Genomic DNA, 25,369 nt, shown 5'->3' with positions numbered 1-25,369 from the left:
CCGAAACCGCAACGAGTTCCCGGGCCGGCGATCACCGCATGCTCCATACGGGAGAACGCTTTTCGCGAAACGCGGTGACGCCCTCGACGATGTCCTCGGTCGTGAACGCGAGAGCGAGCTGAGACTGCAGCGCCGTGAGTGCATCCGGCAGCGACATGTCCCGGGTGTTGTTGATCGCCTCCTTGCCCAGACGCATGAGCAGCGGCGATTTGCCCGCGAGCCGCCGCGCCCACGCGCGGACCTCCGTCTCGAAGTCGTCGTCCGGGATCACGCGGTTCACCAGCCCCAGTTCGAGTGCGTCCGTGGCCGTGATGAGCTCGCCGTACATCATCAGCTCGTTCGCCTTGAGTCGCCCGACGTTCCGGTAGATGAGGGCGGAAATCATGAACGGGAAGACGCCGACGTTGATTTCCGGGCACCCGAACCGGACCGACTCCTTGGCGAGCACGAAATCGCACGCCAGCGCGAGACCGAACGCACCGGCCAGCACGTCGCCGCCCGCCGCGCAGATCACCGGCTTCCCGAGACCGCCGATGAGCTGATACAGCCGCGGGAAGCGATCCAGACCGGCGTATTTGACGATCGTGGGCGTCTCGCTCGCGAACGCCTTGAGGTCGCCGCCCGCCGAGAAGATCTTCTCGTGCGAGGACGCGAGCACGACAACCCGCACGTCGTCGTCCCCGCGCGCACGTTCGAGTGCGGCGAGCAGCTCGTCGAGCACGTCGTCGGACAGCGCGTTGCGGGTCTCGGGGCGATCGAGAGTGAGGACGGCGATGTGCTCGTCGACGTCGTATCGCACGGGGTGCGCCATAGGGCCGATCCTTTCAATTTTGGTCTTACCATTCGACCCTAGTATGACGACGGTATCCGCGACAAGAACCTGTCCGCATCACTTTCGCGGAACGCGTGACGTATTTGGACTGACCATATACATTGAAGTGAGGTCGCTGACGGCGCGGAAACGTCGCAGGTGGCACCTCCTATACTGTGCGGTACGTCACAGGAATGGGCGACGGTGTCGTCGTCATCCGTGCGGCGGCCGCGGCGCAAGGAGTGGTGAGTGGTCATTTCGACGAGTTCGTTCGAGCTTGCCGAGCAGGCAGTCGCAGAGTTGCAGGAGCTTCTCGGGAGCGAGCCGAACCTGATCCGGCTGGCGGACGGCGAGCCCGATCTCACCGTGATCCGTGCGTTCGCGGCCCGGAAGCTGCGTGAAGGTGTCGCCTCCCCCGAGCACACGCTGCGCCTCGCGGAACTCGTGACGCGACTCGACGCCGCGAGCCGCGACGACATCGCGCGCCGACTGCGCGTGCACACTGCCCAGTTCGAGGCATTACAGCGGGTCGTGCGTGCGCTCGACACCGGCTCGGACCGCATCGCCGAAGTCGTGACACAGGAACTGTGCACGAGCCTGGGATACGGCAAGGCGATGTTCTCCGTGGTCCGCGGATCCACCTGGTCTCCCGTCGCACTAGCCGTCAACCCCGAACTGACAGGGGACTTCCACGAACTCATCACGGCCATTGACGGACGCGAGATCTCGCTGCGCGAGGCCCCCCGCGAGGCCGAACTCGTCCGGCGCCGCCGGCCCTACGCGGTGGACGCCGCCGACACCTACCGGCATACGTACCGACCCCTCATCGACCTGTCGCGGCCCGCCGGATACCTCGCGGTTCCCATCGTCGTCGACGCCCGCGCGGTGGCGATGATCCACGTCGACCGCCAGAGCGACAGCCTGTCCGACACCGACGTCCACATCGTCGGAGTACTGGCGGGCGCGTGCGCCTCGTCGAAGGAACGCGCCGACCTGCGTCGCCAGATCCACACCCGCAACGAGCACGTCGACGCCGAGATCCAGCGGCTCACCCAGGCACTGCGACACCTCGAGCAGCCCCTGACGATGCCGGAACTCACCACGTGCGACCTCCCCCGCTCCGGCGCGCACAGCGGGGAAGACACGTCGCAGGCGCCGGTCGTGCCCCGCGCGCACACCTTGACCGCTCGCGAGCGCGAGGTGCTCACACTGATGGCGACGGGAGCGACCAATGCGGCCATCTCCCGTCGCCTGTGCATTTCCGACGGCACCGTCAAATCCCATGTCCAGCGGATCTTCAAGAAACTCGGCGTCTCGACGCGGGCCGAGGTGGCGGCGCTGTGCGCCAACGCCAAGACGGTGTCCGGTGACTGACGCGCCCCACCTCGACGAGAACACCACGGACACCGAACTCGATCGCGCCATCGCGGACGTCCTGACCGAGATGCGGGTGGCCGGCCCGGCACAGTCGACCGAACTCGGGAGACGCCTCGTCGACCTCCTCGACCGCAGAAACGCCGCCGACGCGAACCGGACCGCCGAGATCGGTGCGATCGCGACGGGCATCGATCGCGCCGTCCGAGCACTGGACGACGCCGCGTCGAGCGCGGAACTGATGCGGCGCGCGTGCGAACGTGTCGCGGAATTGTGCTCTGCGAAAAGCGTTGTCCTGTCCCGCCTCGACGGGGACCGGATCGTTCCCGTGACCTGGTTCAGCGCAGACCGCGGCACGATGCCGTCACCACCGGCCGAATTCGACGTCGCGGACGGTTCGCCGGAGGAACAGGCGCTCGCGACGAACACGGTCAGAGTCGGCACCCACGTCCCCGCCGCACTGCAAGAACTGCTGGGCGCCAACGGTTTCACCACCGTTCCGGTCGTGGTCGGTGGCGGCGCCGCCGCGCTCGTGCACATCGACACACCTGTGGACGACACCCGCCGCCGCGCACTGGGGGTGTTCGCCGAAGTGCTCGGCGGGTGCTTCGAGCGAGTCGGCCTGGAATCCCGCCGTGAGCGCCAGAACGCGCTCCTGCACGACAGCGCCCGGCGATGGGCCGGCGACACCGACGTCGACACGGCGCCTCCCCTCGGCGCATCCGAACTCGCCCCGGCGCAGGCCGACCGCGACGCCGCCGAGCAGCGCCTGCTCGACCCCCTGACCGACCGCGAATCCGACGTCGTCCGATTGATTCTCACCGGGGCGTCGAACTCGGCGATCGCCGAGGAACTGGTCATCACCGTCGACACGGTCAAGTCGCACGTGAAACGCATCCTCCGGAAACTCGGTGCCACCAACCGTGCCGAACTGATCGCGAAGTATCAGTCCGGCACCCGGTGACGCGGCCGGTGGAAGGCCCCTCAGGCGTCCGAGGACGGCACGGTCACGGTGACGGTGTCCACGTCCGGCGTGAGCACGAGCTGGCAGGCGAGACGCGAGCACGGCTGGACACCGTCGAGGAATTCGAGGAGGTCCTGTTCCTCCAACGTCGGTTCGCCGAACGCCGCGCTGGAATCGTCGCCCAGGTACACGTGGCAGGTGGCGCACGAGCAGCTACCGCCGCATTCGGCGACGATGCCGGGAAGGTTGTTGCGGACCGACCCGTCCATCACGCTCTGGCCGGCGGGAACGTCGACGGACGACGTCGAGCCGTCCGGAAGCTGGTACACGACGGTGGGCATGGTGATCTCCTTCAGGTTGACCGGTGAACATCTGCGCGACCGTCGTGCTCAGCGAAGGTCCGGCCGCGTTCTCGGTTACCGAAAATTGTGTCGCCGATCACTGGCCGGGCACATCACCACTTCGACTGATTACCCCCCTCCCGTGGGGTGATCCTTGCCCCGCCGACCCCGATGTGCGCTGGGGTGACCGGGCACACATCCCCCGTTAGGTGGACAACTTTCGATCAATGGTGTGATGCCCCTCACTCTCGTGGCTGACAGGCTGAAGTCACTCCAGTCGGCGAGGGCGCCGCGACGTTCGGCGCCGCACCACACTGCACCACGAAGGGGAATCGATGAGCACTACAGAGCAGGTCACGGAACTTATTCCGGACACCGTCGCCCGTCAGATCGTTCTACCCGAGGGACACCGGGACAACGACGCACTGTTCGAGGCCTACCGCTGGCTGCGCGAGAACAATCCCCTCGGCCGTGCCGTGGTGGAGGGGTACGACCCCATCTGGCTGGTGAGCAAGCACGCCGACATCATGGAGATCGAGCGTCAGCCCGACATCTTCACCAGTGCGGGCGCCGAGGACAAGGGCTCCGTCAACCCGATCCTGGCGAACCAGGCCGGCGATCAGTTCACCAAGAGCATCAACAACGGCAGCCTCCGCATCCTCGAGACTCTCACCTACCTCGACCCGCCGGAGCACACCGCGATCAAGGACATCGCGCTGGACTGGTTCCGGCCCACCAACCTCGCCCAGTGGGAAGCGACCATCCGCGACCTCGCGAAGGCTGCCGTCGCCCGGCTTCTGAAGACGGACGGCCGGATCGACTTCGTCAAGGACTTCGCCCTCCACTACCCCCTGCACGTCATCATGAGCCTGTTCGGGGTGCCGGAATCGGACGAGCCCCGCATGATGGCCCTCACGCAGGAGTTCTTCGGCACGGCCGATCCCGATGCCGCGCGGGAGGACGTCGAACCGCTCACCCCGGACGCCGCCGCGAAGCAGTGGGTGGCCACGATTCAGGACTTCTACGCCTACTTCGAAAGGCTGCTGCAGGACCGGCGGGCCAACCCCCGCGACGATCTCGCGACCATCATCTCGGTGGCACGCAACGAGAGTGGCGAGTACTACCCGAACGAGGTGGCCTACGGCTATTTCATCGCCATCGCCACCGCGGGTCACGACACCACCTCGAGCACCCTCGCCGGCGGCATGCTCGAACTCGGCCGCAACCCGGAGCTCCTCGCGAAGGCCAAGGCCGATCCGGCGCTCGCCCCGCACATCGTCAACGAATCGCTGCGCTGGGCCTCGCCGGTGAAGCACTTCATGCGTCAGGCGACGCAGGACTACACACTCCGCGGCCGCGACATCAAGAAGGGCGACCGCTTCATGCTGCTGTACCAGTCGGGCAACCGCGACGCGGACGTCATCCCGGACCCCGACACCTTCGACATCACCCGCAGGCCCAACAAGCACATCGCCTTCGGTTACGGCCCGCACATGTGCATCGGCCAGCACCTGGCGAAGCTCGAACTGCGGATCATGTTCGAGGAACTGCTCCCCCACATCGAGTCCCTCGAACTCGCCGACGACACGAAGATGATCCAGACCAACTTCGTCGGCGGGCTCAAGAACATGCCCGTCCAGATCGCGTTCACCCGGTAACACCATGGTCACGTCACATGCGTCACCCACCGTGGTGATCGTCGGGGCCGGGCACGCCGGCGGCACTCTCGCCGGCATGCTGCGGCAGCAGAAGTTCGGCGGTCGCATCGTCCTGTGCGGGGACGAGACCCATCCGCCCTATCACCGCCCGCCGCTGTCGAAGAAATACGCCGACGACGGGTTCGTGCAGTGGCTCAAACCGGAATCGTTCTACGCCGACAACGAGATCGACACGCTGCTCGGTGATCCGGTCAGCCGCATCGACCGGGACGCGCGAACCGCGACGACCGTATCCGGAACGGTGCTGGAGTACACGACACTCGTGCTCGCGACGGGCGCCGCGCCGCGGACGCTGTCGCTCCCGGGAAGCGATCTCGAGGGTGTGCTCAGCCTCCGCACCCTCGCCGACGCCACGATGCTCCGCGAGGCCGTGCACTCCGGATCGGCGCTCGCCATCATCGGCGGTGGGTACGTGGGACTCGAGGTCGCGGCGTCGGCCCGCGCCCGCGGATGCGACGTCACGGTGATCGAACGGGAGGACCGGGTGCTGGCCCGGGTGGCGAGCCGGGAACTGTCGACGGCACTCACCGACTTCCACCGGAACCGCGGCACCCGTATTCTCACCGGGGCCGAGGTCCGGGGAATCACCGGCTCCGACGGCCGCGTCGCCGGGATCGAACTCGGTGATGGAACCGAAATCGCCTGCGACGTCGTCCTGGTCGGGGTCGGTGCCATCCCGAACGACGCGCTGGCACGCGAGTCCGGCCTCGAGTGCCTCGCCGGAATCGTCGTCGACGGGTCGGCCCACACCAGCGATCCGCACGTTCTCGCGATCGGGGACGTGACCTATCGACTGCACGACACGCTCGGGAAGATGGTGCGGCTGGAAAGCATTCCGAGTGCGGTCGAGCAGGCGAAGCAGGCGGCGGCGGTCATCATGGGCGCCCCGCTCCCACCGCACGAGGTGCCGTGGTTCTGGTCGGATCAGTTCGATCTGAAGATGAAGATGGCGGGCATGATCGGGCCGGACACGCAGCCGATCCTGCGTGGCGACGCCTCCGCCACCTCGTTCGCACTGTTCCATCTCGACAGCGACGGGATACCGGTGGCCGTCGAGACCGTGAATGCCGCAGGCGAATTCATGGCCGGAAAGAAGTTCATCGGAAATCGCACCAAGGTCGACCGCACCGCCCTCGCCGATCCCGCGACGCCGTTGCGGGAAGCCGCTCTCTGAGCATTCGATCCACGCCGGTCCTTCTCGGGCCGGCCCCCACAGACATGGAGTCATTGACGATGGAAGCACTCGCAGCAGTCGCGAGAGAACCCCACACCGAGTTCTCGCTCGAAACGATCACCATCGACGGACCGAAGGCCGGCGAGGTACTCGTCGAAATCGAAGCGGTCGGCATCTGCCACACCGACCTCGCCGCGCGCGACGGCGCCCTCCCCACGGCGCTGCCCGCCGTCCTCGGCCACGAAGGCTGCGGCTTCGTCCGCGCAGTCGGCGACGGTGTCACCAAGGTCGCCGCCGGCGACCGTGTCGCCATCACCTTCAACAGCTGCGGAACCTGCCCCTCCTGCACCACCGGGGCCCCTTCCTACTGCCACCAGTTCATGCACCTCGCCTACGACGGAGTCCGCGAAGACGGTACCGGTCCGCTGTCGACCACCGACGGCGAGTCCCTGACCGGCCTGTTCTTCGGGCAGTCCTCGTTCGCCACCTACAGCCTCGCGTTCGAACGCAACGTCGTGAAGGTTCCCGCCGACGTTCCCGCCGAACTTCTGGCTCCGCTCGGCTGCGGAATCCAGACCGGCGCCGGCGCCGTCATGCGCTCCCTCGACTGCCGACCCGGATCCGCGATCCTCGTCGCCGGCGCCGGATCGGTCGGACTGGCCGCCGTCATGGGTGCCGTCGTGCAGGGCGCCGCCACGATCATCGCCGTCGAACCGCACCAGTCGCGCCGCGACCTCGCCCTCGAACTCGGCGCCACCCATGTCATCGACCCCGGTGCCGGTCCGCTGGCCGAGCAGGTCCGCGCGATCATCCCCGCCGGCGTCGACTACGCGATCGACACCTCCGGCGTCCCCGCCGTCATCGAATCACTCGTCGGCGCCATGACCTTCCACGGCAAGATCGGACTCATCGGCGTCCCCGCCGACCCCGCAGCCTCGGTGCCGCTCAACATCATCAACTCCCTCGCCATGGGGCTGACTATTACCGGAATCATCGAGGGCGACAGCGTCCCCGACGAGTTCATCCCCGAACTCGTCGAGCTGTACAAGGCCGGGAAGTTCCCGCTCGACAAACTCGTCACCACCTTCCCCTTCGCGAAGATCAACGACGCGATCGACGCCCAGCACCGCGGCGAAGTCCTCAAACCCGTGCTCCTGCACGACTGACGACCCCACCACCGAACCTTTCTGAGAAGGACACCCCGATGACGATCGACTACCCCGATCTCTACATCCGCGGCGGATGGACCCGGCCCGCCGGCGACTCGACGATCCCGGTCATCTCCCCCACCACCGAGCAGCGCATCGGCTCCGTGCCGGAGGGCACCGAAACCGACATCGACGACGCCGTCGACGCCGCCCGCGCCGCGCTCACCGAGTGGGCGTCGTGGACCGCGGCCCAACGCGCCGAGGTGCTGAACCGGTTCGCCGACGAACTCGAATCCCGCGCCGAGGACACCTCCACCCGGGTCAGCAGCCAGAACGGCATGCCCATCACCCTCGCCCGGCAGTTCGAGGGCGGGTTCCCACCCGTCCTGCTGCGCTACTACGCCGACATGGCGGCGAAGCAGGAAGACGAGATCCGGCCCGGCATGCTCGGCGGCTCCACACTCGTCACCCGCTCCCCGATCGGTGTGGTCGGCGCCATCGTCCCGTGGAACGTGCCGCAGGCCATCACATTCCTCAAACTCGCCCCCGCCCTCGCCGCCGGCTGCACCGTCGTCCTCAAACCGTCCCCCGAAACCGTGCTCGACGCGTTCCTGATGGCCGAAGCCGCCATCGCCGCCGGACTCCCCGCCGGTGTGGTCAACATCGTCCCCGGTGGACGCGACCTCGGCGCCTACCTCGTCGCCCACCCCGGGATCGACAAGGTCTCCTTCACCGGCTCCACCGGCGCCGGACGCGCCATCGGCCGCACCTGCGGCGAACTGCTGCGCCCCGTCACCCTCGAACTCGGCGGAAAGTCCGCCGCCGTCGTCCTCGACGACGCCGACCTCGCCGCGAACATCGAATCGTTCTACGCCGCCACCCTGCTCAACAACGGGCAGATCTGCTGGCTCGGCACCCGCGTCCTCGCACCCCGCTCCCGCTACGACGAGATCGTCGACACCATCACCGACCTCGCCAAGGGCCTGTCGGTCGGCGACCCGCTGTCCGACACGACCCAGATGGGACCGCTCGTGTCGTCCCGGCAACGCGACCGGGTGGAGGGATACATCGAGAAAGGCCGCTCGGACGGCGGCCGCGTCACCACCGGCGGCCGCAGACCCGCCGACGCCGAATACGGATGGTTCGTCGAACCCACCGTCTTCGCCGACGTCGAGACCGGCCACACGATCGCCCAGGAGGAAATCTTCGGGCCCGTCCTGTCGGTCATCCCCTACACCGACGAGACCGAAGCCGTCACGATCGCCAACCACTCCGACTACGGCCTCGGCGGCTCCATCTGGACCGCCGACCCCGAACGCGGCGCCCAATTCGCCCGGGGCATCGCCAGCGGAACAGTCGGAATCAACGGCTACTCCAACGATCCGACCGCCCCCTTCGGCGGCATCAAGAACAGCGGCCTCGGCCGCGAACTCGGACCCGAGGGCCTCGCGAGCTACCAGCAGCTCAAGAGCATCTACCTCGACGTGCGATGACCCCCCGGGTGCGGCCGTGCGACACCACGCACGGCCGCACCCACTTCCACACGAGAGAGCGGAAGACGCCGGCGACCAACGAAGAACTCGCCATGCTCGACTTCGCGGTCACATGGGCACCCTTCGGCGGCGGCTCGACGAACTGTGCACCGTGAAACTCACACCCGCGCGCCCCGACAGGCGGAGGTCGTATTCGCGCGTTCGCACGATGCACTAGCGAGGATCCAACGCCGCTCGATGGCTGCCACGACACGGCTTTCGGCATTCGTGTCCGTCCTCCAGGGGAGTGCGAGCACCGTAACCGAAATCAGGCCACAGGCGACGAGGTCAGCGTCCGATCGGTCGTCGTAAGGCGGCGGATTCCGCCGCCTGCGCAGCGCGAGACTATTGCCTTCGAAGTCGAAGGCGACGTCATCGCAACTCACGGTGCCTGGATCGGCGAAACGCAGGCCTCTCAGTTCCTGGAACGGAAGCGCGGGCACGTTCACGTTCACCGCGACCGGTGGCAGCCCGGCATCAACCAGTCCGCCGATGACACTTGTGGCTACCCGACTGGTCGTGTCAAGACCGAGCACCGAGTGCGCTTCGGTGCTGAATGCCGCAGCACAGACGTCGAGGGATGCGGCCGTGAGCACGGCGCCGACCGTCCCCGAATGCAGTACGAGCCGCCCGGTGTTGAAGCCTGGATTAATCCCCGACACAACTAGATTCGGCTTCCACCCGAATGCCCCGCTGCAGGCGGCCCGGACCCCGAGCGCAGGTGGCGCGTCCACGGAATAGGCTTCGATTCCAGCGAAACATTCGTCGCCGGGCACCGACACCGTCACGCGATTCCTGTCCCGGATCACGCCGAGGCTGGCCGCGCTGCCGCTGGACTCGGCGCTGGGAGCGACGACCACGAGTTCGCGGCCGCCGCCCCCAGCTGCGGCAGCGAGTGCCGCCAGTCCGGCCGCCTCGATGCCGTCGTCATTTGTGACGAGGATTCTCATCGGGCGTCAGAGGAGGCACGGCCGAGGAGTTCCTCCAACTGGGGAACCGATCCGGGATCTGGTTCGAACCCGAACGGGAGATACCACGCACTTTCCATCTCGACCAAAGGCTCGATTCCCCCGATCACTCTGGTGCTGATACGTTCACGGACGTCTTCAGGCGCCTGCCGGGCGGTTCTGAGGACACCGCGCACGACCACCCAGAGTTTCTGCGAGGACGCGCGCAGATCCTGGGTATGTGCGTCCGCATCGGCGTGGACGGATCGCGCATCGGATACGGCGCGGGTGAGTCGGTCGCCGACATCCGGGGAGATCAGCGCGGCGTCGTCGAGAAGGGCCTGTGCGATGTCCATCTGGCGGCCCAGTTCGTAGCGTTGCCGGGCATGGATGTCGTACACGCGGGTCCGCAGGAATTCGAGGAAATCGATCGTCAGTCGAAGCTGCTCGACTGCCTGCGGATCCAGCGGGTCGACCGCCGGCGCGACGGTGTCACGCAGCGACTTGATCGCAGCACGGAGGGTGTTCTCACTGTGGTCCATCATGTGTTCTTCCCCTTCAGGAGCGTGATGAGTTGGCGAGAGATCACCGGGACCAGTCCCTCCACACGGGTGAGCAGGATGTCCTGGTGTGACTTCCCCAGCCGGGCGATGCGGTAGGAGGACGCCATCGTCGACACGATGATGGTGAAGCAGTTCAGGATCTGGTAGAACCGCAGCCGCTCCGGATCGACGGTGAGACCGGAGACCTCGGTGTATCGATCGAAGAACTCGTCCAGAGGGATGAGGCCACACACGAAATAGCGGCCGTCGGCGTCGTAATGGCCCATCGTGGGGAGAGTGATCCACGCCAGGTCACGGTGCCGGTCACCGATGAGGCCACGCTCCCAGTCCAGCCAACCCAGGATCCGACCGGATTCCTCGTCGAAAAGGAAGTTACCGCTCCGGAAGTCGCCGTGGACGACACCGGCGACATCCAGGGTGGGAAGATTGCTCAGCAACCAGTTCGCCGTGATCTCCATGAGCGGGGAATCCTCGCCCCGGTCCTCTTCCCAACAGCGCAGCGCATGGTGGACCATCCATTCCGCCGACTCGGTGGAACCGGTGCGGGGAACCTGCAGATGAGTGAGCGACCGGTCCGAGACATCGGTGTTGTGGATCTTGGACAGGTGGTCGAGGTACTGAGGTGCCAGCACCCTCCGGTGGTCCGGCCCGAAATCCGTACCGAGACCACTGATCCGCCCGGTCCCCGTGGCCCGAGGTTTGGTGACCCCCTCCACGAACTCGTAGATCAGCGCCGGTTCCGGAAACCATTCCCCCTCGGCGTCGAGGAAATGCGGTCTCGGCACCGGGATCACACCGTTCATGAGAGTCAACAATTCGTGCTCTCGAGCGCGGCTCGTCGCATTCGATCCCTCACTGGGGTCCATCCGAAGCACGAGATGTTCCGACCGACGGCGCCCCGCGGGATCGTCACAGTCGAGTGTGAAACCGATCTGGATCTTCGACACTCCCCCGGTGAACCAGTGCAGATCTCGTATCTCGAAGTTGGACGAACCGAGTTCGTGGCCGAGAAACTCGTCGAGGATCTTGGCCATCTCGGCGAGATCCGGGCGGCGATACGACGGGCCTTTGCGGCGGCTCATCTTGCGTGTGAGCATCGTGTCGACCTCTCGCTCCGTCGGGTACTCCCGACGGACTGCGTCGATGAAATCCGGCGAGGGGTCGTCGCGGTCGTCGAAGTCGAGACCCCACGTCAGGTCGTGATCGTTCATGCGTTCAGCCCCCGTGCACGGCCGTGGCTGGACATCCGCTCTGCCAGATAGTCCAACCCGTAGATGTCGGCCATCTCCCCGTATCCCACCTTGTCACCCCAGTGGTAGCGGAAGACCCCCTGATAACTGACGTGGGAGGGGTTGAAGTTGTACCAGGGGTGGCTCGAGATCGCCGTGCCGAAGAACTCGTACTCCTTTCCTCGCGCATCGGTGATCCGGATGTGATTGTTGATTGCCAGGAGTTGCGTGTGTTCGGCTCGGATGTCGGCGTCCACCACAGGATGGACCTCACCGTTCTCCACGACGAAACCGAATCGGAGTTTCTCGTATCTGACCTGACCGTCCCGCAGGTCGATCAGGACGGCGAGGTGAACGGCCAGTTCCGGCCCGAAGTTCACCGATACCCACGCCACCGAGCGGGTACCTGTCTCCGTACGGGGGCCCCAGCTGTGGTCCATCCCGTCGTAGCAATCAACCTTGTATTTCTTGCCGCGCAGCTCGAGGTTTCCGGTGATGTGCCCCTTCACCTCGAAATGGCCGTTCTCCCATTCGTCACCGTGTCGACTGTCCCCCGTACTCCGGTCCGCCGCGAGGAGCGGATTCTGCTCGGGATCGCCCGGATCGAACGGCTCGTGCAATGCCCGGAACGACAGGTCCAGTGAGCACGCACCCAGTGCGTTCTCGTAGCTGACGTCGTACTCCTTGGGTGTCGGAGCGTTCACGCTGAGCCCGTTCCCCAGCGTGAATTTGGCGAAGGATTCGGGACAGGGCAGGTGCACCTGCGGATCGGTGAATGCGATCTCGTACGGCTGTGTGCAGAATCCCTTGCCGATGAGGATCGACGACGTGGCAATTCCGACATTCGGGCGGGCGAGAACGTACACATTGCCGAAGATGCCCTCGTCGGGGATGGCGAATGGCAGGAACATCGTCTCGGTCCAGGTCCGATCGTCCGGGTCCCTGGGATGAAACTCGGAGTCTGCATCTGTGATCATCGTGGTTCTCCTCGATAGGTGCGGTTGTGGAATGGATAGCGTTGGAACTAGGCCGTTTCCGGCACACCGGCAGTCCGGCCGGTGCCGAGATACGCTTCGGCGATCAAGGATTCGTCCATCTGGGAGCTCGGCCCGACGAAGCCCAGCCGGCCACGGGACAGGACCGCTGCGCGGTCGGCGACTCGGAGCGCGATCTGGCTCTGCTCGGCGAGGAGGACGGCTGCCCCACCGAGTGCGTCCCGGTGTTCGCCGAGGAATTCGTAGATCACCTCGACCATGACCGGGGCCAGCCCCATGCTGGGCTCGTCGAGCAGCAGCACCGCGGGTCGCGCCATCAGCGCCCGTCCGATCGCAACCATCTGCTGCTCGCCGCCGCTGAGTAGGCCGGAGGGAGTATTGCGCAAGCGCGCGAGGGGCGGGAAGAGTTCGTGGACACGGTCTATCGAGGCTTCGATTTCCCGTCGGGGGCAGCGTCCCGCTGCATGTGCCGCGAGCTGCAGGTTCTCCCGGACGGTCAGTGGCGCCACGACCTGGCGGCCCTCGGGGACATGGACGATCCCGGCGCGGGTGATCCGGTGCGTCGGAGTGGAGGAGATGTCCCGTCCGCCGAAGCGAATCTTGCCGTTGCCCTTACGGGCCTGATTGGTGATTCCGCGGAGCAACGTCGACTTGCCTGCCCCGTTCGGACCTATGAGAGCGAGGGTCTCCCCCGCGTACAGTGTCAGCGTCACATCCGTGACCGCAGATACGTGCCCGTAGGAGATGCTGACATCCTCAAGCGAGAGAACCGGATCCGATGTAGGCACGGATGACCTCCTTGGAATCGAGTACGTTGTCGGGTTTGCCTTCGGCGATTTTCCTGCCGAAGTCCAATACGACGAGCCGATCGCAGAAGGAACGCATCATCGCCACGTCGTGCTCCACCACGATCACAGCGACGCCACCCGATCTGATGTCCGAGATCGTGTCGAACACGTCTTGCCGCTCAGTGGGATTCATACCTGCAGTTGGTTCGTCGAGCAGTAGTACGCGGGGCTCTCGCGCAAGGGCACGCGCGATCTCCACCCGTCGTCGCACCCCGTACGGCAGGCTGCCCACCGGGATGTCGGCGGCCCAGTCGAGACGATTTTCGGTGAGCAGATTTCGGGTCCGCTCGTGCACATCGACGCCCGGACGCCGCGCGATGCCCAGCCGGACGTTGGTCGACACAGTCTCCTCGTCCATCAGTCGGATGTTCTGGAAAGTCCTGGCGAGCCCGGACTGAGCCGTGACGTGTGGGTGACCCCAGAGTTCGGAGAAGTCGTGCTCGAGCAAGGTGCCGGTTCCGCTCTCCGGACGATAGACGCCGGACAACACGTTCAGGAGAGTCGTCTTTCCCGACCCGTTCGGGCCGATGATGCCGAGTACCTCCCCGGATCGTGCTTCGACACTGACAGCGTCCAGCGCGCGCAGGCCCCCGAATGACATGACCACATCCCGGATCTCGAGGACGGTATCGCCTGCGGGCCCGTCGTCCCGCAGGAGTGGGAACACCCGCTCCGCGGATGTCTCGTCCGCGCTGTCCGGTGGGGAGGGACTGCTGCGGACCGGCCACCACGAGCGGAGACTCCCGAGGATTCCGCTCGGCGCAAAGGCGACGATCAGCACGATCAGCACGCCGTTGACCAGTGCCTCATACGAAGCAAGACCGGTCAAGGCGACGGGCAGGCCGATGATGACGAGGGCACCGACGAGCGAGCCGGTGACGAACACCGTCCCTCCGATGACCACTATTGCAAGTAGCTGGGTGAGTAGTTCGAAGCTGAACTGGCCCGGTTCCACGAAGCCCGACATATGGACGTGGAGGGCGCCGGCGGCTCCCGCAAGGATCCCCGAGAGCGCAAACAACGCGGTCCGGTATCGGACGACGTCGACTCCCTGGTGGCTCGCCATGAGGGAGTCCTCCCGCATGGCACTGATCGCGAGCCCGAATCGCGAACGCTTCAGTGCGATGAGACCCGCAACGGCGACGACGACCACGATGCAGATCACGAGATCGGTCGTGGTCCGTGGGATGCCCACCTTGCCCTGTGCGCCCCCGGTCAGTGGCAGATTCAGCACCGCCACCCGCACGATTTCCGCGAACGCGATGCTCGCGATGGCCAGGTAGATGCCGTTGAGCCGGTGCAACAGACCGGCCAGCAGCAGGGCGACGAATCCGGATGCGAGCGTCCCCCCGATGAGAGAGACCACGAACGGGGCCCCTGCGTCGACGGAAAGTACAGCCGAGACATATGCCCCGACAGCCATCAAACCGACTTGGGGCACAGCGAAGATTCCGGCGCTGAGCACAACATAGAGCGACAGGGCAACGAGTGAGAGGACGATTCCGTCCCTGATCACGAAGTCGTACGCACCGAAGATCGAAAAGAACTCTGTCATGGTCGTGTCACACCCTTGTCAGTTCTGCGCGGGTCCGGAACAGACCTTCGGGCCTCAGAGCGAGGAAGAGGAGCATCAAGACGAAGACGACGAGATCGCGATAGGTGCTCGACAGGTACCCCGTCGCATAGGTGGACGCGATCCCGATGACCAGACCGCCGACGAGCATGCCGCCGACACTGCCGAAGCCGCCGACCACCATGGCTCCGAGCGCGATCACCAGGTAGGTCGAGCCGAGTCCGGCATCGATGACGTTGAACGCGATGGCGACGAACGACGCGGCGACACCTGCCATGGCGCCTGACGCGAAGAACACTCCGGCGCTGACGCGATCCACGTTGACGCCGAGGATCGCGGCGGTGTCCTTGTCGAAAGCGACGGTGCGGATCTCCCGGCCGAGCTCCGTTCGGGCGAGTAGCCAACTCGTCACGGCCACGATGACGAGCACCAGGCACACCATTATCAAGTGCAGGGTGGTGATCCGAACCGGGCCGATCGACAGAGGTGCACTGGTGAACGCGTCGGCGTTCATTCGCACGACGGCACCGTCGAGGTGGTGGTGTGCCAGCTCGACGAGCACGATGAGGCCGCCCATCGAGGAGATGAAGGCGGCCATCTCGCCGCCCCGGCGATGAAGGACCCGGCGGATCAGCAGGAAGTAGGCCAGCACGTTGAGTAATCCCGCCAGCACCGCGACGACCGGCAAGGCCGCCAGGAGGGACCAGCCGAGTCGTGATGTGAGCTCCCAGGCGAAGATTGCTCCCCAGGTGAACACCGCTGCATGCGCGACGTGGAAGATCCGGAGGTTTGCCATCACCAGACCGAAACCCGATGCATAGAGCGCATATACGCTGCCGAGAACGATCCCGTTGACGGTTTGCTGAAGCAGGAAGTCCATGGATTCACCCGTCCGATCCGGCGAGGACCATGGCTCCTCCGTCTGCGAACGTGGCCATGACCCCGCTCGAGATCGCGAGACCGTCCGCAGTCATTTCGAGCCCGAGAATCCCGTGTTCTCGCACCAGGTCCGAAGTCGAGGCAGCGGGAAGGAGATCACGCAGAGCACTACCGTCAACGGTTCCACTCTTCTCTGCCTGGATCACGGCGGCCACTGTCGTCCAGCCGACCTGATAACCCAGGGCACCGTAGGCAGTGGGGACCTCACCGTACTTCTCCGTGTACCGTCCTTCGAAGGCGGTGGGATTGGTTCCGCCAGGAGCCCACACCTGCGGAAACTCGAAGCCTCGGGCCGAGTCCCGGGCCACCGTGTAGGTTTCACCGCTGATCGCAACCGTTCCGATCAGTTTCACGTGCTCGAATTCACCGGCGTTCTTCATCTGGAGGATGAGATTTCCGGCCTGGGCCGGGAGGACCGACAGAACCACGGCATCGAGGCGATCCCGCCTGAGATTCGCCAGCACAGCGGAGAAGTCGGTGTCCTGGGACGAAACCTCCTGCCGAGATGCAAATCCGGCCGGTAGCCCCTTCTCGGTTGCCTCCGCCAGAGTGGTGAAGGATGGATTGTCGCCGGCCACAACCAGACCGATACGGGTGTGGCCCTCCTCGGCCAGGCGACTGCCGACCGACATCGTGGGGGTGCTCAGATCGGTGAATCGGAATGAGTACCCGCCCGAGTTCTCCAATGCGCTCCCGGCCCCGCTGACCAGGGTGATCCGGTCTTCGTTCGCCAGGGGCGCCACCGCTTGACCGAGTGGGCTCTGCGAGTCCTGGACAACGAGTGGCACACTCTGTTGACGGAGTTTGTTGTACCCGGTTACCGCTGATGGTACGGCCGATTTGGCATCCTCGGTGAGGACCTCTATCGATACACCGGACTCGTCCAGTATCGGTTCGGCCTCGTGCAGAGCGAGTTCGAATCCTCGCTCGAAGGGCTTGCCGAACGACATCGCCGCGTCACCCGTGAGATTGGCGAGGAGCCCAATCCGGACGGCACCAGAGTTGTCACCGGCCGGGCCGCCACATCCGGTGAGTGCCAGAAGCGCAGCAACCATCGCGGCTGCACCCGCTAGTCGTCGCTTTCTCGTCCAGTTGACGGATCGCATAGGGACTCCTTGCTATTCGTACTCCGAAGCATGTGAGTTGGAACACGCTGGGCGCCAGTTAATGCCGTCGTCGATTCGAAGGTCAAGAACTTCGGCCCGGACTCACGTCGCCGCATTGGAGAAGTCGACAAGGAGGGGTTCAGCTCCCTCGAATCTGCCCCACGTTCAACGCGCTACCCGGCCGAAACCCGGCACCGCGTGGTGACCCTGCAGTCGGAGAATCAACAGTGCAGTCTGGGCACTGAGCTGATCGTTCGAGTTTGCGGCCACGTCGAGACCGGTGATGTCGTGCACCCGCCCCAGTCGGTGTCGCACAGTATTTTCGTGCACATCCAACCGCACTGCGGTGTCACGCACACTCCGTCCACTGTCGAAGAACTCCTGCAGGGTACGGAGAAGGTCGTTGTTCGACACTCCCCCCGCAAGTAAATCCCCGAGAACGTCGTACACGTACATCCGAACGGACTGTTCGTTGCTGTTCGCTACGAGTAATCGTGCAGGCCCGAGTTCGTCACAGGCGATGGCGCGGTTCGATTCCGAGGGGTATCGGTCAAGGCACCGGGCAGCCTCGAATGCCTCCCGGTATGCCCGTCGGAGCTGACCGGGCCGGGTCACCGACGAGATGCCCGCAACGGCAAATCGGTCACCCATCCGGTCGAGGCCCTTGTTGACTGCCGCCTTGCAGCGCGCGATCACCGTCGCATTCCCGACCCCTGCCGGCGCCTCGATCGAGAGGATGACGCCCTCGGTGCCACGAATCGTGAGGATGTCGACGTCGAGATCTTCGGAGATCAGATCACCGAGGCGGCCCGCATCGACTGCCGAACCCGACGACCGGCCCCGCTCCAGGACGAACGCGATGACCCGGTCCGCGGCCAGATCGACGCCGAGGTACTCCGCGCAAGCCCGAAGATCTGCATCGTAGGTAGTCGACCGAACCATCTGCCGCGCCAGGTTCGCACGTGCATTCCAGGCCACGCGGGCGATCCGCCGCTGGGAGACGAACTCGGCCGTCAGGTGGACCACTGCCCGGTCCACGGCCCACTGCACATGTGCAACGGACACGGATCCTTCGATCGGGGTGACTACCCATCCGAAGAGGTGGTCGCCGTCGACAACCGAACCGAGCATGTAGTCGCGGCCACCCGTCCGCCCACCATCCACTCGCACAACGCCGGCAGCCGCGCCGGCGGCTACCGGTCCTTCCGGCGACTCGAGCCGCTCCAGCGTGGGGATCGCGGTAGACGAAGCACCCGGAGGGACGGCCCGGCTGATCACCTGCCCGGCGGGACCTATCAGGAATACCGTTGCCTCCAGCATGTCGGACAGAGCGCTGATCAGGCAGGACAGCGTCCCGACCGCTGCCGCGCGGTCGGCAAGCGTGGTTTCCAGTCTCAGTTTCCAGGACAACGAGGCCGGCGTCTCCTCTCGGGAATCGGCAGCCGACTCCGGCTCGCCGCCCGGCCGTAATGCGGACGACCCGTTCCCTGCCTGCTTCGCCCTGTGTGCCACAGACCACACTGTAAATTATTGGACCGAACATGGGAAGGTCCCCGAAACCGCTTACGGCACCTGAGCGGCGGGTACGTCGAGACCGGCGATCCGACGCCACTGCGCGTGGGCGGTGGGGGTCCACTCCGCGCGCAGGTCTCGCAGGCGCCGCGCGGCCTTCAGCCCGCGCCAGTCCGGCAGCAGCACCTCGGGGAGCCGCGGATCCATGTAGGGCATGCGCCGTAGCGCGTCCGCGAGTTGGAGGTGCGCGAACAGCAACTCGTCGCCCGGTTGGAAGGTTCGCGCATCGAAGCGGTCGAGCAGTTCGTCGTACTCCTTCTCGGCGGCCTCCAGATCCCATGAACGGCGGACGAGTTCGCTCTCGGGAATCCCGGGCACGGCGAGCGTCCCGACGAACGAGACCGTATTGGCGGTCAATCCGAGAGACTCGATGGTTCGTTCCGCTTCCGCGGCACGGTCGACGTGGGGAGTGACCCAGACGCCGGGTGTCGGATTCCCGAACCCGGCCCACCGCAGCGCGGCATAGAGCTTCTTGCGGGTCGAGCGGTGAGACTCCGGAATCGGCACGTTCACGACGAGCCACCTGCCGTCCCACTGCGTGGTGTCCACGTCGGTGGAGAAGACACGAAGTTCACCCTCGGTGAAGAGCCGATGCGCCTTGTCCGTCAACGTCCACTGCGTTTCGCGTCCGTTCCGGCCGGCGGCGATCAGACCTGCGGAACCTGTGCGCGCGATCGCCTGCCGGGCGGCATGCTCCCCGTACCCGAGCCCTTTGAGGACGTAGAGAAGCGCGGCCGTCCGCACCGGCTGTCCGTACGGTTCGACGAGTTCGCCGAGCACGGTGACGAGGACCGACCGCGCGCTTCCGGTCGACGCCACTTCCTTGTCGGGGGTGGACTCCGGTTTCGAGTCGGACGGCTTCGAGTCAGACATAAGTGCCATCGTCGCGCATCACGTCAGCCCGTTGCCACAACACCCCTCGAGGCCCCGGTCAGCGATCGTCATTCGACACCCCAGTCCCGGAAGACCGCCTCGGTGTCGGCGCCGGGTGTGCGGGGCGACGCATAGGTTGCGGGTGGTGCCTCGGCGAAGCGTGGCGCCGCCGCCGGCTGACGCTGACCGAACGCGGTCACGACCGTGTTGCGCGCGGCGATGTGCGGGTGATCCGGCACCTCGGCGAGGGCCAGCACCGGCGTCACGCACGCGTCGAGGTGCGCGAACGCCTGCACCCACTCCTCTCGGCTCCGCGTGACGAAGACGTCGGCGAAGGTCTTCCGGAGCGCCGACCATGCCGACTCGTCGTACTGGTCCGGCAGACCCGCGGGGTCGAGTTCGAGTCCCGTCAGTAGCTGCGCGTAGAAGACCGGCTCGACTGCGCCGACCGCGATGTACCGACCGTCGGCGCACTCGTACGTGTCGTAGAAGGGCGCCCCGCCGTCGATGACGTTGGTCCCGCGCCGATCGGACCAGAGCCCGTTCTCGGTGAGTGTCCAGAACATCGTCATGAGCGCACTCACCCCGTCGACCATCGCGACATCGACCACGTCTCCGACACCGGTCTGTTCCCTCGCGTAGAGGGCGCCGAGAATGCCGGTGACCGCCGGCATCGAACCGCCGCCCAGGTCGGCGACCAGGTTGAGCGGTGCGAGTGGCCTCTCACCGTCCCGTCCGATGGCGTTCAGCGCACCGGTGAGCGCGAGGTAGTTGATGTCGTGCCCGGCATAGGGCGCGAGCGGGCCGTCCTGGCCCCACCCGGTGATCCTGGCGTACACGAGCCGAGGGTTCCGCTGACGGCACACGTCGGGACCGATGCCCAGTCGCTCCGCCGCACCCGGCCGGTAGCCCTCGATGAGGACGTCGGCCTTGTCGACGAGCTTCAGGATCCTTGCCAGGTCGGCGGGATCCTTCAGGTCGGCACTCACCGAGCGCCGATTACGCAGTCCCGCATCCTTGTCCACGGGCAGCAACTGCGTCACACCCCCCGGACGCTCGATTCGCACGACCTCGGCGCCGAGGTCCGCGAGCTGCATCGCGGCGTGGGGCGACGGGCCGATCCCGGCGAGTTCGACGACCCGCAATCCATCGAGCACATGTTTCATCAGGAGCCTCCGAACAACGGACGGCGTGGGTTCTCCCCACAACCAATGTTTGACAACTATGGATACTATCTATCCAATAACGTAATATCTCAAGTCAGGTCGCCGCGGCGCAGTTCGTCAGTCGCCGCGGTGTATCCGTCCACCAAGTCGAAGGGCTGGATGTGAACGAACTGGATCCGACCGTCATGTCGTCGCTGCGAGCGGCGGCCGATGACCCGGTCACTTACGCGCAGGCATGGAAAACGAAGAACGGAAACCGCGTGATCGGTTCCTTTCCGATGAACTTTCCTTCCGAGATCGTGCACGCCGCCGGTGCGTTGCCGGTGATCGTCCAGGAAAGCCGCACCCCGATCACGGAGGGCCGCAACCTGCTTGCCGAGTTCTACTGCGGCTACACGCGGAGCGTCGCCGATCAGGCCGCAGTCGGTGAACTCGACGTCTTCGACGGCTTCGTCGCCGCCGATCACTGCGTGCAACTCCTCGGCGCCGTCGACGTGATCCGCTGGGCGCGGCCGGAGAAACCGGTGCACTTCGCGCAGTTCACCAGCGCGATGGACGATCCGTGGACCAAGCCGCGGGTCGCGGGCCGTGTGCACGAACTCAAGCACGAGATCGAGGGGGTCGTCGGGACGACGATCACGGACGAGTCGCTCGCCGAGAGCATTCGGCTGTTCAACACGAATCGTCGCCTGCTCCGGGAACTCTACGACCTGCGGCGCACCGGCCGTGCGCGTATCACCGCGAGCGACATGCAGGTATTGGTGAAGTCGAGCATGGTGATGGACATCGATGAACACAACGCCGCCCTGAACGGTCTTCTCGTCCGACTCGATCCGAATGCCGACGCACCCGGCGATCTGGTGCGGTTGCATCTCTCCGGTCACTTCTGCCACGCCCCGCGCCCCGAGGTCCTCGATGTGATCGAGGAATCCGGAGTGATCGTCGTCGACGACGACCTGTACACCGGCTTCCGGTACATCTCGACCGACGTACCCGAGCACGGCGACCCGCTGGAGGCGCTGTCGGTGTGGTACCTGGACCGTAACGACAACGCCCCGTGCCCGACACGGGTCACCGTCGGGGTCGACTGGGACACCTACCTGATCGACTCACTCGAGAGGAGCCGCTCGAACGGTGTCGTCGTCTTGATGGCGAAGTTCTGCGAACCCCACATGCTCTACTACCCGGAGTTACGCAAGGCGCTCGACGCGCGCGGGATACCGCTGCTGCTCCTCGAGACCGAGCACGAAGGCAACCCCGTCGAGACACTCCGCACCAAGATCGAGACCTTCGTGGAGCGCATTCGCCGTCAGCTCGCACCCGTCCCGTCCTGAATTCGACTTTCACTCAGAGGAGTTCGCCATGGCGATCGAAGAGATCAGCAAGGAAAAGACCCGCCGCTTGTCGAGTACGCGGGCCGGCGGCAAGTTGGTGGCCGACTATTGGGAGAACATCTTCACCGCCAAGGAGCGCGGGAAGCACGTCGTCTGGTACAACGGCGCCGCACTGAACCCGCTGTTCCAGGCCGCGGGCCTGGAGTGGTGCCACGGCGAGGCGTTCGCCGCCCGACTGGCCGCCCAGCACCTCGAAGGGCCCGCCCAGGCTGCCGGCGCCGAGTACGGCTACATCGGTGAGCTCTGCTCCTATGCGCGAACACATCTCGGCTGCGCGGTGCTGACGCACCAAACCGCCGCAGACCGGGAGACCGGCGTGGTCGGCATGGTCGACCAGCAGGAACTGGCGAGCAAACTGCCTGCCCCGGATTTCTTCGTCAACGGCTACGCCGGATGTAGCACCGGTCAGCAATGGGACGCGATGACCTACCGGGTATTCGATCGCAAGCTCCCGCTGTTCAACGTCTCGATCCCCATGCTGTGGGGCAACAAACCCGACGCCGGGTACATGCGGGGCGAGGAGTGGACCGAGGTGAGCAAGTACGTCGAGGGGCAGCTGCGCGAGCTCATCACCTTCCTCGAATACCAGACCGGGAGACCGTTCGACTGGGATGGACTCAGCGAGAGCATGTCCTACATCAAACGGGCCTCCGAGCTGCGCCTCGAAGGAATGGCGCTCTGCACGCAGGCACCCACGCCTGCGACCTACTGGGACTGGGTCGCGAGCATCGCCCCGATCAACTTCCTGCCCGGCAATCAGGCGCTGGTCGACTACTTCGCCGGCGTGAAGGCCGAAATTCAGCAGCGGGTCACCGACGGGGTCAGCGCGGTCGCGGACGAACGCTACCGCGTGTACTTCGACGGCATCATGAACTGGAACAAGCTCGGCTTCCTCACCCGGAAGTTCGCGGAATACGACGTCGCCGTCGTCGCCGGCCGCTACACCCACGAATCCTTCTGGCAGGAGCCGCAGCTCATCGACGTGGACAACCCGCTCCTGGGCATGGCGCAGCACTACCTGCTCTGCCCACTGAACCACGGATTGAAGAACCTGCAGGAACTCCTGCTCCGCCGGCTGGACGAATACGCGATCGACGGGATCGCGTTCCACTCGACGCGGACGTGCCGGGCGATGACCAACCCGCAGACGATGCTCGCCCGCGCTGCCGAGACGGAGCGCGGCGTCAAGTCGTTCTTCTTCGAAGGCGACGTCGCCGACGCGTCGTTCTACAACGACGAACTGTTCGACAGTCGACTGGAGGCGATGCTCGAGGCCATCGACGTACAACGGATGAAGTCCGTGATCTAGATGGCCGCCACCTCCGCAGACAAGACAACGCCGGGTTGGTTCGTCATGGGCGTGGACCTCGGGTCCACCACGGCGAAGGCCGCCGTCGTGGACCAGGACGGCGCCCTGCGCGGATCGAGTGTCGTCCAGATGGGAGCCGTGAGCCGCGAAGCGGTCGCGCGCGCAATGGACGGGGCGATGGCGGCCGCCGGTGTCGCGCAATCCGACATCCGGCGGACCATCAGCACCGGCTACGGGCGGAAACTGGTCCCCGGGGCGAACCGGACGTTCACCGAAATCACCTGCCACGCCCGCGGCGCCGCAGCCCTGCACCCGGGTGTGCGGCTGGTGATCGACATCGGCGGACAGGACAGCAAGGCCATCATCGTCGACGACGACGGCCTCGTGGAACGGTTCGCCATGAACGACCGGTGCGCGAGCGGGACCGGCCGCTTCTTCGACGTGCTCGCGCGGGCACTGGAAGTCGACATCGACGCAGTCGGCGAACTCGCGCTCGCCGGTTCCGAGGGCCTCGAGGTCAGCAGTATGTGCGCCACGTTCGCGGAGACCGAGGTGATCTCACTACTGGCGCAGGGCCGCGAGAAGGCGGACATCGCCGCGTCCGTGCACAAAGCGGTCGCGGCGCGCACACTCGGACTGGTGGCACAGGTCGGCAAGGCGACACCGACGGTGATGACGGGCGGAGTGGCGAAGAACCCGGCCGCCCGGCTTCACGTCTCGCGGGCGCTGGGCCACCCGGTGGAACTACTCGATCAGCCACAGATCGCGGGCGCGTACGGCGCCGGACTGCTGGCCCGCGACGACTACGCGGGCACCGCTCAGGCGCCGACGTCGTCCGACGCCGCCACCGAAGAACAATTCCGGGCGAGCCTGTCGGGCGGAACGCCGCACTGCCAGGACTGCGACGGCAGGCCCGGCCATTCCCATTCGGGCACCGGCGAACCGGTGCCCCTCGAACTGCAGAGGAACATCCGATGACAACAGACACACCCGAAGTCTGGGTACCGGACCTGTCCGAGGCGACCGTCTACATCGTGGGTGGGACGAGCGGAGTAGGCCTGCAGGTCGCCCGCCAGTTGGTCCGGGCCGGCACCCAGCGCATCGGTCTGGTCGGCCGCAACACCGAACGCGGCGAGAAGGCAGCGGCGGAGATTCGAACACTCGCTTCCGGTGTCTGGGCCTTCTTCGCGGCGGGCGATGTGAACGACCCCGCCGAGGCCGCGCGGGTGACCGAGGAACTGTCGGCCTCGCTGGGACCGGCCGACATCCTGATCAACAGCACGGTCAGCGCGTTCACGCCCCAGCTGTTTCACGACACGCTCCCCGAAGATGTGCCCGCTATCCTGCTGCAGCAGGCGCTCGGCCCGATCAATATGTGCCGAACCGTACTTCCACACATGCGGGCGAAGCACGGCGGCGCGATCGTGAACATAGCTTCCGACGCGGCGAAACATCCGACCCCGGGAGAATCCGTCATCGGCGCGGCCATGGCGGCCATCGTGATGTTCTCCAAAACCCTTGCGATGGAGGCCAAGCGCGACGGCATCCGCGTCAACGCGGTGACGCCGTCGCTCATCCGGGACACCGGCGCCTACGACCGGGTCATGGCCGAGCCGTTCAGCGCCAAGCTCTTCGCGAAGGCCGCCGGACTGGCGTCACTGGGGGTCGCCGAGCCGGTCGACGTGGCGGACCTCGTGTTGTTTCTGTGCAGCCCTCAGGCCCGTCGGATCACCGGGCAAGCGGTCAGCCCGAATGGTGGCATCTCGGCAGGGTGAGGGATCGAGTGCCGCGCC

General features: G+C 65.8%; 23 protein-coding genes. 10 read left to right on the top strand and 13 right to left on the bottom strand.

Features of this window, described 5'->3' with window-relative positions; translation table 11 throughout:
- Window positions 1–31: 31 nt before the first annotated feature.
- Complete coding sequence (locus tag CJ179_RS15345; RefSeq protein WP_072937093.1) at window positions 32–811, bottom strand: enoyl-CoA hydratase/isomerase family protein; 780 nt, start codon at window positions 809–811, stop codon at window positions 32–34.
- A 249-nt stretch (window positions 812–1,060) separates the two neighbouring features.
- Between CJ179_RS15345 and CJ179_RS15340 the strand changes: the two genes are divergently transcribed.
- Together CJ179_RS15340 and CJ179_RS15335 are read left to right on the top strand one after the other, a co-directional pair.
- Window positions 1,061–2,185, top strand: coding sequence for a LuxR C-terminal-related transcriptional regulator (locus tag CJ179_RS15340; RefSeq protein ID WP_095862125.1), 1,125 nt, complete (start codon window positions 1,061–1,063; stop codon window positions 2,183–2,185).
- On the top strand, window positions 2,178–3,149 hold the full coding sequence (locus CJ179_RS15335) for a LuxR C-terminal-related transcriptional regulator (RefSeq protein WP_179377596.1): 972 nt from the start codon (window positions 2,178–2,180) through the stop codon (window positions 3,147–3,149). The genes CJ179_RS15340 and CJ179_RS15335 overlap by 8 nt, the downstream gene beginning before the upstream one ends.
- Before the next feature lie 20 nt (window positions 3,150–3,169).
- On the opposite strand, the gene CJ179_RS15330 is transcribed toward CJ179_RS15335, so the two are convergent.
- Entirely contained in the window at window positions 3,170–3,490 is a 321-nt protein-coding gene (locus CJ179_RS15330) for a 2Fe-2S iron-sulfur cluster-binding protein (protein WP_095862124.1), read from the bottom strand.
- A 335-nt stretch (window positions 3,491–3,825) separates the two neighbouring features.
- On the opposite strand from CJ179_RS15330, the gene CJ179_RS15325 reads away from it, so the two are divergent.
- From CJ179_RS15325 to CJ179_RS15310, 4 genes are read left to right on the top strand one after another with little or no spacing between them, the layout of a single operon-like run.
- Entirely contained in the window at window positions 3,826–5,148 is a 1,323-nt protein-coding gene (locus CJ179_RS15325; protein WP_095862123.1) for a cytochrome P450, read from the top strand.
- A gap of 4 nt (window positions 5,149–5,152) precedes the next feature.
- Entirely contained in the window at window positions 5,153–6,382 is a 1,230-nt protein-coding gene (locus tag CJ179_RS15320) for an NAD(P)/FAD-dependent oxidoreductase (protein ID WP_095862122.1), read from the top strand.
- A gap of 59 nt (window positions 6,383–6,441) precedes the next feature.
- Entirely contained in the window at window positions 6,442–7,548 is a 1,107-nt protein-coding gene (locus tag CJ179_RS15315; RefSeq protein ID WP_095862121.1) for an NAD(P)-dependent alcohol dehydrogenase, read from the top strand.
- A 38-nt stretch (window positions 7,549–7,586) separates the two neighbouring features.
- On the top strand, window positions 7,587–9,023 hold the full coding sequence (locus CJ179_RS15310; RefSeq protein ID WP_095862120.1) for an aldehyde dehydrogenase: 1,437 nt from the start codon (window positions 7,587–7,589) through the stop codon (window positions 9,021–9,023).
- 158 nt (window positions 9,024–9,181) lie between these two features.
- Here the strand turns inward: CJ179_RS15310 and CJ179_RS15305 are convergent, their stop codons facing one another.
- The 11 genes from CJ179_RS15305 to CJ179_RS15255 form a co-directional block, all read right to left on the bottom strand.
- A complete protein-coding gene (locus CJ179_RS15305; RefSeq protein WP_072937087.1) occupies window positions 9,182–10,012 on the bottom strand; it encodes a 5'/3'-nucleotidase SurE in 831 nt (276 codons plus the stop codon).
- Window positions 10,009–10,554 (bottom strand): hypothetical protein, encoded by a 546-nt coding sequence (locus CJ179_RS15300; protein ID WP_143051446.1) that lies wholly within the window; start codon window positions 10,552–10,554, stop codon window positions 10,009–10,011. The genes CJ179_RS15305 and CJ179_RS15300 overlap by 4 nt, the downstream gene beginning before the upstream one ends.
- Window positions 10,551–11,783 (bottom strand): phosphotransferase family protein, encoded by a 1,233-nt coding sequence (locus tag CJ179_RS15295; RefSeq protein ID WP_072937085.1) that lies wholly within the window; start codon window positions 11,781–11,783, stop codon window positions 10,551–10,553. The genes CJ179_RS15300 and CJ179_RS15295 overlap by 4 nt, the downstream gene beginning before the upstream one ends.
- Window positions 11,780–12,778: a hypothetical protein gene (locus tag CJ179_RS15290; protein ID WP_095862119.1), complete on the bottom strand. Its 999-nt coding sequence runs from the start codon at window positions 12,776–12,778 to the stop codon at window positions 11,780–11,782. Before CJ179_RS15290 ends, CJ179_RS15295 begins: the two co-directional genes overlap by 4 nt.
- A gap of 47 nt (window positions 12,779–12,825) precedes the next feature.
- A complete protein-coding gene (locus CJ179_RS15285; RefSeq protein ID WP_072937083.1) occupies window positions 12,826–13,584 on the bottom strand; it encodes an ABC transporter ATP-binding protein in 759 nt (252 codons plus the stop codon).
- The gene (locus tag CJ179_RS15280; RefSeq protein ID WP_072937082.1) at window positions 13,553–15,199 is read right to left on the bottom strand and encodes an ATP-binding cassette domain-containing protein; all 1,647 of its coding nucleotides are present in this window, start codon (window positions 15,197–15,199) and stop codon (window positions 13,553–13,555) included. Before CJ179_RS15280 ends, CJ179_RS15285 begins: the two co-directional genes overlap by 32 nt.
- 7 nt (window positions 15,200–15,206) lie before the next feature.
- Window positions 15,207–16,097: a branched-chain amino acid ABC transporter permease gene (locus CJ179_RS15275; protein ID WP_095862118.1), complete on the bottom strand. Its 891-nt coding sequence runs from the start codon at window positions 16,095–16,097 to the stop codon at window positions 15,207–15,209.
- Window positions 16,098–16,101: 4 nt separating this feature from the next.
- Complete coding sequence (locus CJ179_RS15270; protein ID WP_179377595.1) at window positions 16,102–17,211, bottom strand: ABC transporter substrate-binding protein; 1,110 nt, start codon at window positions 17,209–17,211, stop codon at window positions 16,102–16,104.
- A gap of 216 nt (window positions 17,212–17,427) precedes the next feature.
- A complete protein-coding gene (locus CJ179_RS15265) occupies window positions 17,428–18,774 on the bottom strand; it encodes a CdaR family transcriptional regulator (protein ID WP_143051445.1) in 1,347 nt (448 codons plus the stop codon).
- 51 nt (window positions 18,775–18,825) lie between these two features.
- Entirely contained in the window at window positions 18,826–19,716 is an 891-nt protein-coding gene (locus CJ179_RS15260; RefSeq protein WP_072937078.1) for a PaaX family transcriptional regulator C-terminal domain-containing protein, read from the bottom strand.
- 59 nt (window positions 19,717–19,775) lie between these two features.
- A complete protein-coding gene (locus tag CJ179_RS15255) occupies window positions 19,776–20,873 on the bottom strand; it encodes a CaiB/BaiF CoA-transferase family protein (protein ID WP_072937077.1) in 1,098 nt (365 codons plus the stop codon).
- Between the two features lie 161 nt (window positions 20,874–21,034).
- Here CJ179_RS15255 and CJ179_RS15250 point away from each other — a divergent pair, with 161 nt between their 5' ends.
- The 4 genes from CJ179_RS15250 to CJ179_RS15235 are packed head-to-tail and all read left to right on the top strand — an operon-like array spanning window position 21,035 to window position 25,351.
- Window positions 21,035–22,207 (top strand): 2-hydroxyacyl-CoA dehydratase subunit D, encoded by a 1,173-nt coding sequence (locus CJ179_RS15250; RefSeq protein ID WP_072937076.1) that lies wholly within the window; start codon window positions 21,035–21,037, stop codon window positions 22,205–22,207.
- A 28-nt stretch (window positions 22,208–22,235) separates the two neighbouring features.
- Entirely contained in the window at window positions 22,236–23,576 is a 1,341-nt protein-coding gene (locus tag CJ179_RS15245) for a 2-hydroxyacyl-CoA dehydratase subunit D (protein WP_072937075.1), read from the top strand.
- Entirely contained in the window at window positions 23,577–24,554 is a 978-nt protein-coding gene (locus CJ179_RS15240; protein WP_072937074.1) for an acyl-CoA dehydratase activase, read from the top strand.
- On the top strand, window positions 24,551–25,351 hold the full coding sequence (locus tag CJ179_RS15235; RefSeq protein ID WP_095862116.1) for an SDR family NAD(P)-dependent oxidoreductase: 801 nt from the start codon (window positions 24,551–24,553) through the stop codon (window positions 25,349–25,351). The genes CJ179_RS15240 and CJ179_RS15235 overlap by 4 nt, the downstream gene beginning before the upstream one ends.
- Window positions 25,352–25,369 lie beyond the last annotated feature (18 nt).

It is taken from the genome of Rhodococcus sp. ACS1, assembly GCF_002300155.1.
GTDB lineage: Bacteria > Actinomycetota > Actinomycetes > Mycobacteriales > Mycobacteriaceae > Rhodococcus_F > Rhodococcus_F koreensis.
The sequence above is the reverse complement of the archived record's forward strand: the minus strand, read 5'-3'. Positions and strand labels throughout refer to the sequence as shown.

Excerpts from the sequence above, each read along its gene's own strand:
- CJ179_RS15345 (WP_072937093.1), bottom strand. The coding sequence starts at position 811 with ATGGCGCACCCCGTGCGATACGACGTCGACGAGCACATCGCCGTCCTC.
- CJ179_RS15330 (WP_095862124.1), bottom strand. The coding sequence starts at position 3,490 with ATGCCCACCGTCGTGTACCAGCTTCCGGACGGCTCGACGTCGTCCGTC.
- CJ179_RS15325 (WP_095862123.1), top strand. The coding sequence starts at position 3,826 with ATGAGCACTACAGAGCAGGTCACGGAACTTATTCCGGACACCGTCGCC.
- CJ179_RS15320 (WP_095862122.1), top strand. The coding sequence starts at position 5,153 with ATGGTCACGTCACATGCGTCACCCACCGTGGTGATCGTCGGGGCCGGG.
- CJ179_RS15315 (WP_095862121.1), top strand. The coding sequence starts at position 6,442 with ATGGAAGCACTCGCAGCAGTCGCGAGAGAACCCCACACCGAGTTCTCG.
- CJ179_RS15310 (WP_095862120.1), top strand. The coding sequence starts at position 7,587 with ATGACGATCGACTACCCCGATCTCTACATCCGCGGCGGATGGACCCGG.
- CJ179_RS15305 (WP_072937087.1), bottom strand. The coding sequence starts at position 10,012 with ATGAGAATCCTCGTCACAAATGACGACGGCATCGAGGCGGCCGGACTG.
- CJ179_RS15300 (WP_143051446.1), bottom strand. The coding sequence starts at position 10,554 with ATGATGGACCACAGTGAGAACACCCTCCGTGCTGCGATCAAGTCGCTG.
- CJ179_RS15295 (WP_072937085.1), bottom strand. The coding sequence starts at position 11,783 with ATGAACGATCACGACCTGACGTGGGGTCTCGACTTCGACGACCGCGAC.
- CJ179_RS15290 (WP_095862119.1), bottom strand. The coding sequence starts at position 12,778 with ATGATCACAGATGCAGACTCCGAGTTTCATCCCAGGGACCCGGACGAT.
- CJ179_RS15280 (WP_072937082.1), bottom strand. The coding sequence starts at position 15,199 with ATGACAGAGTTCTTTTCGATCTTCGGTGCGTACGACTTCGTGATCAGG.
- CJ179_RS15275 (WP_095862118.1), bottom strand. The coding sequence starts at position 16,097 with ATGGACTTCCTGCTTCAGCAAACCGTCAACGGGATCGTTCTCGGCAGC.
- CJ179_RS15270 (WP_179377595.1), bottom strand. The coding sequence starts at position 17,211 with ATGGTTGCTGCGCTTCTGGCACTCACCGGATGTGGCGGCCCGGCCGGT.
- CJ179_RS15260 (WP_072937078.1), bottom strand. The coding sequence starts at position 19,716 with ATGGCACTTATGTCTGACTCGAAGCCGTCCGACTCGAAACCGGAGTCC.
- CJ179_RS15255 (WP_072937077.1), bottom strand. The coding sequence starts at position 20,873 with ATGAAACATGTGCTCGATGGATTGCGGGTCGTCGAACTCGCCGGGATC.
- CJ179_RS15245 (WP_072937075.1), top strand. The coding sequence starts at position 22,236 with ATGGCGATCGAAGAGATCAGCAAGGAAAAGACCCGCCGCTTGTCGAGT.
- CJ179_RS15240 (WP_072937074.1), top strand. The coding sequence starts at position 23,577 with ATGGCCGCCACCTCCGCAGACAAGACAACGCCGGGTTGGTTCGTCATG.
- CJ179_RS15235 (WP_095862116.1), top strand. The coding sequence starts at position 24,551 with ATGACAACAGACACACCCGAAGTCTGGGTACCGGACCTGTCCGAGGCG.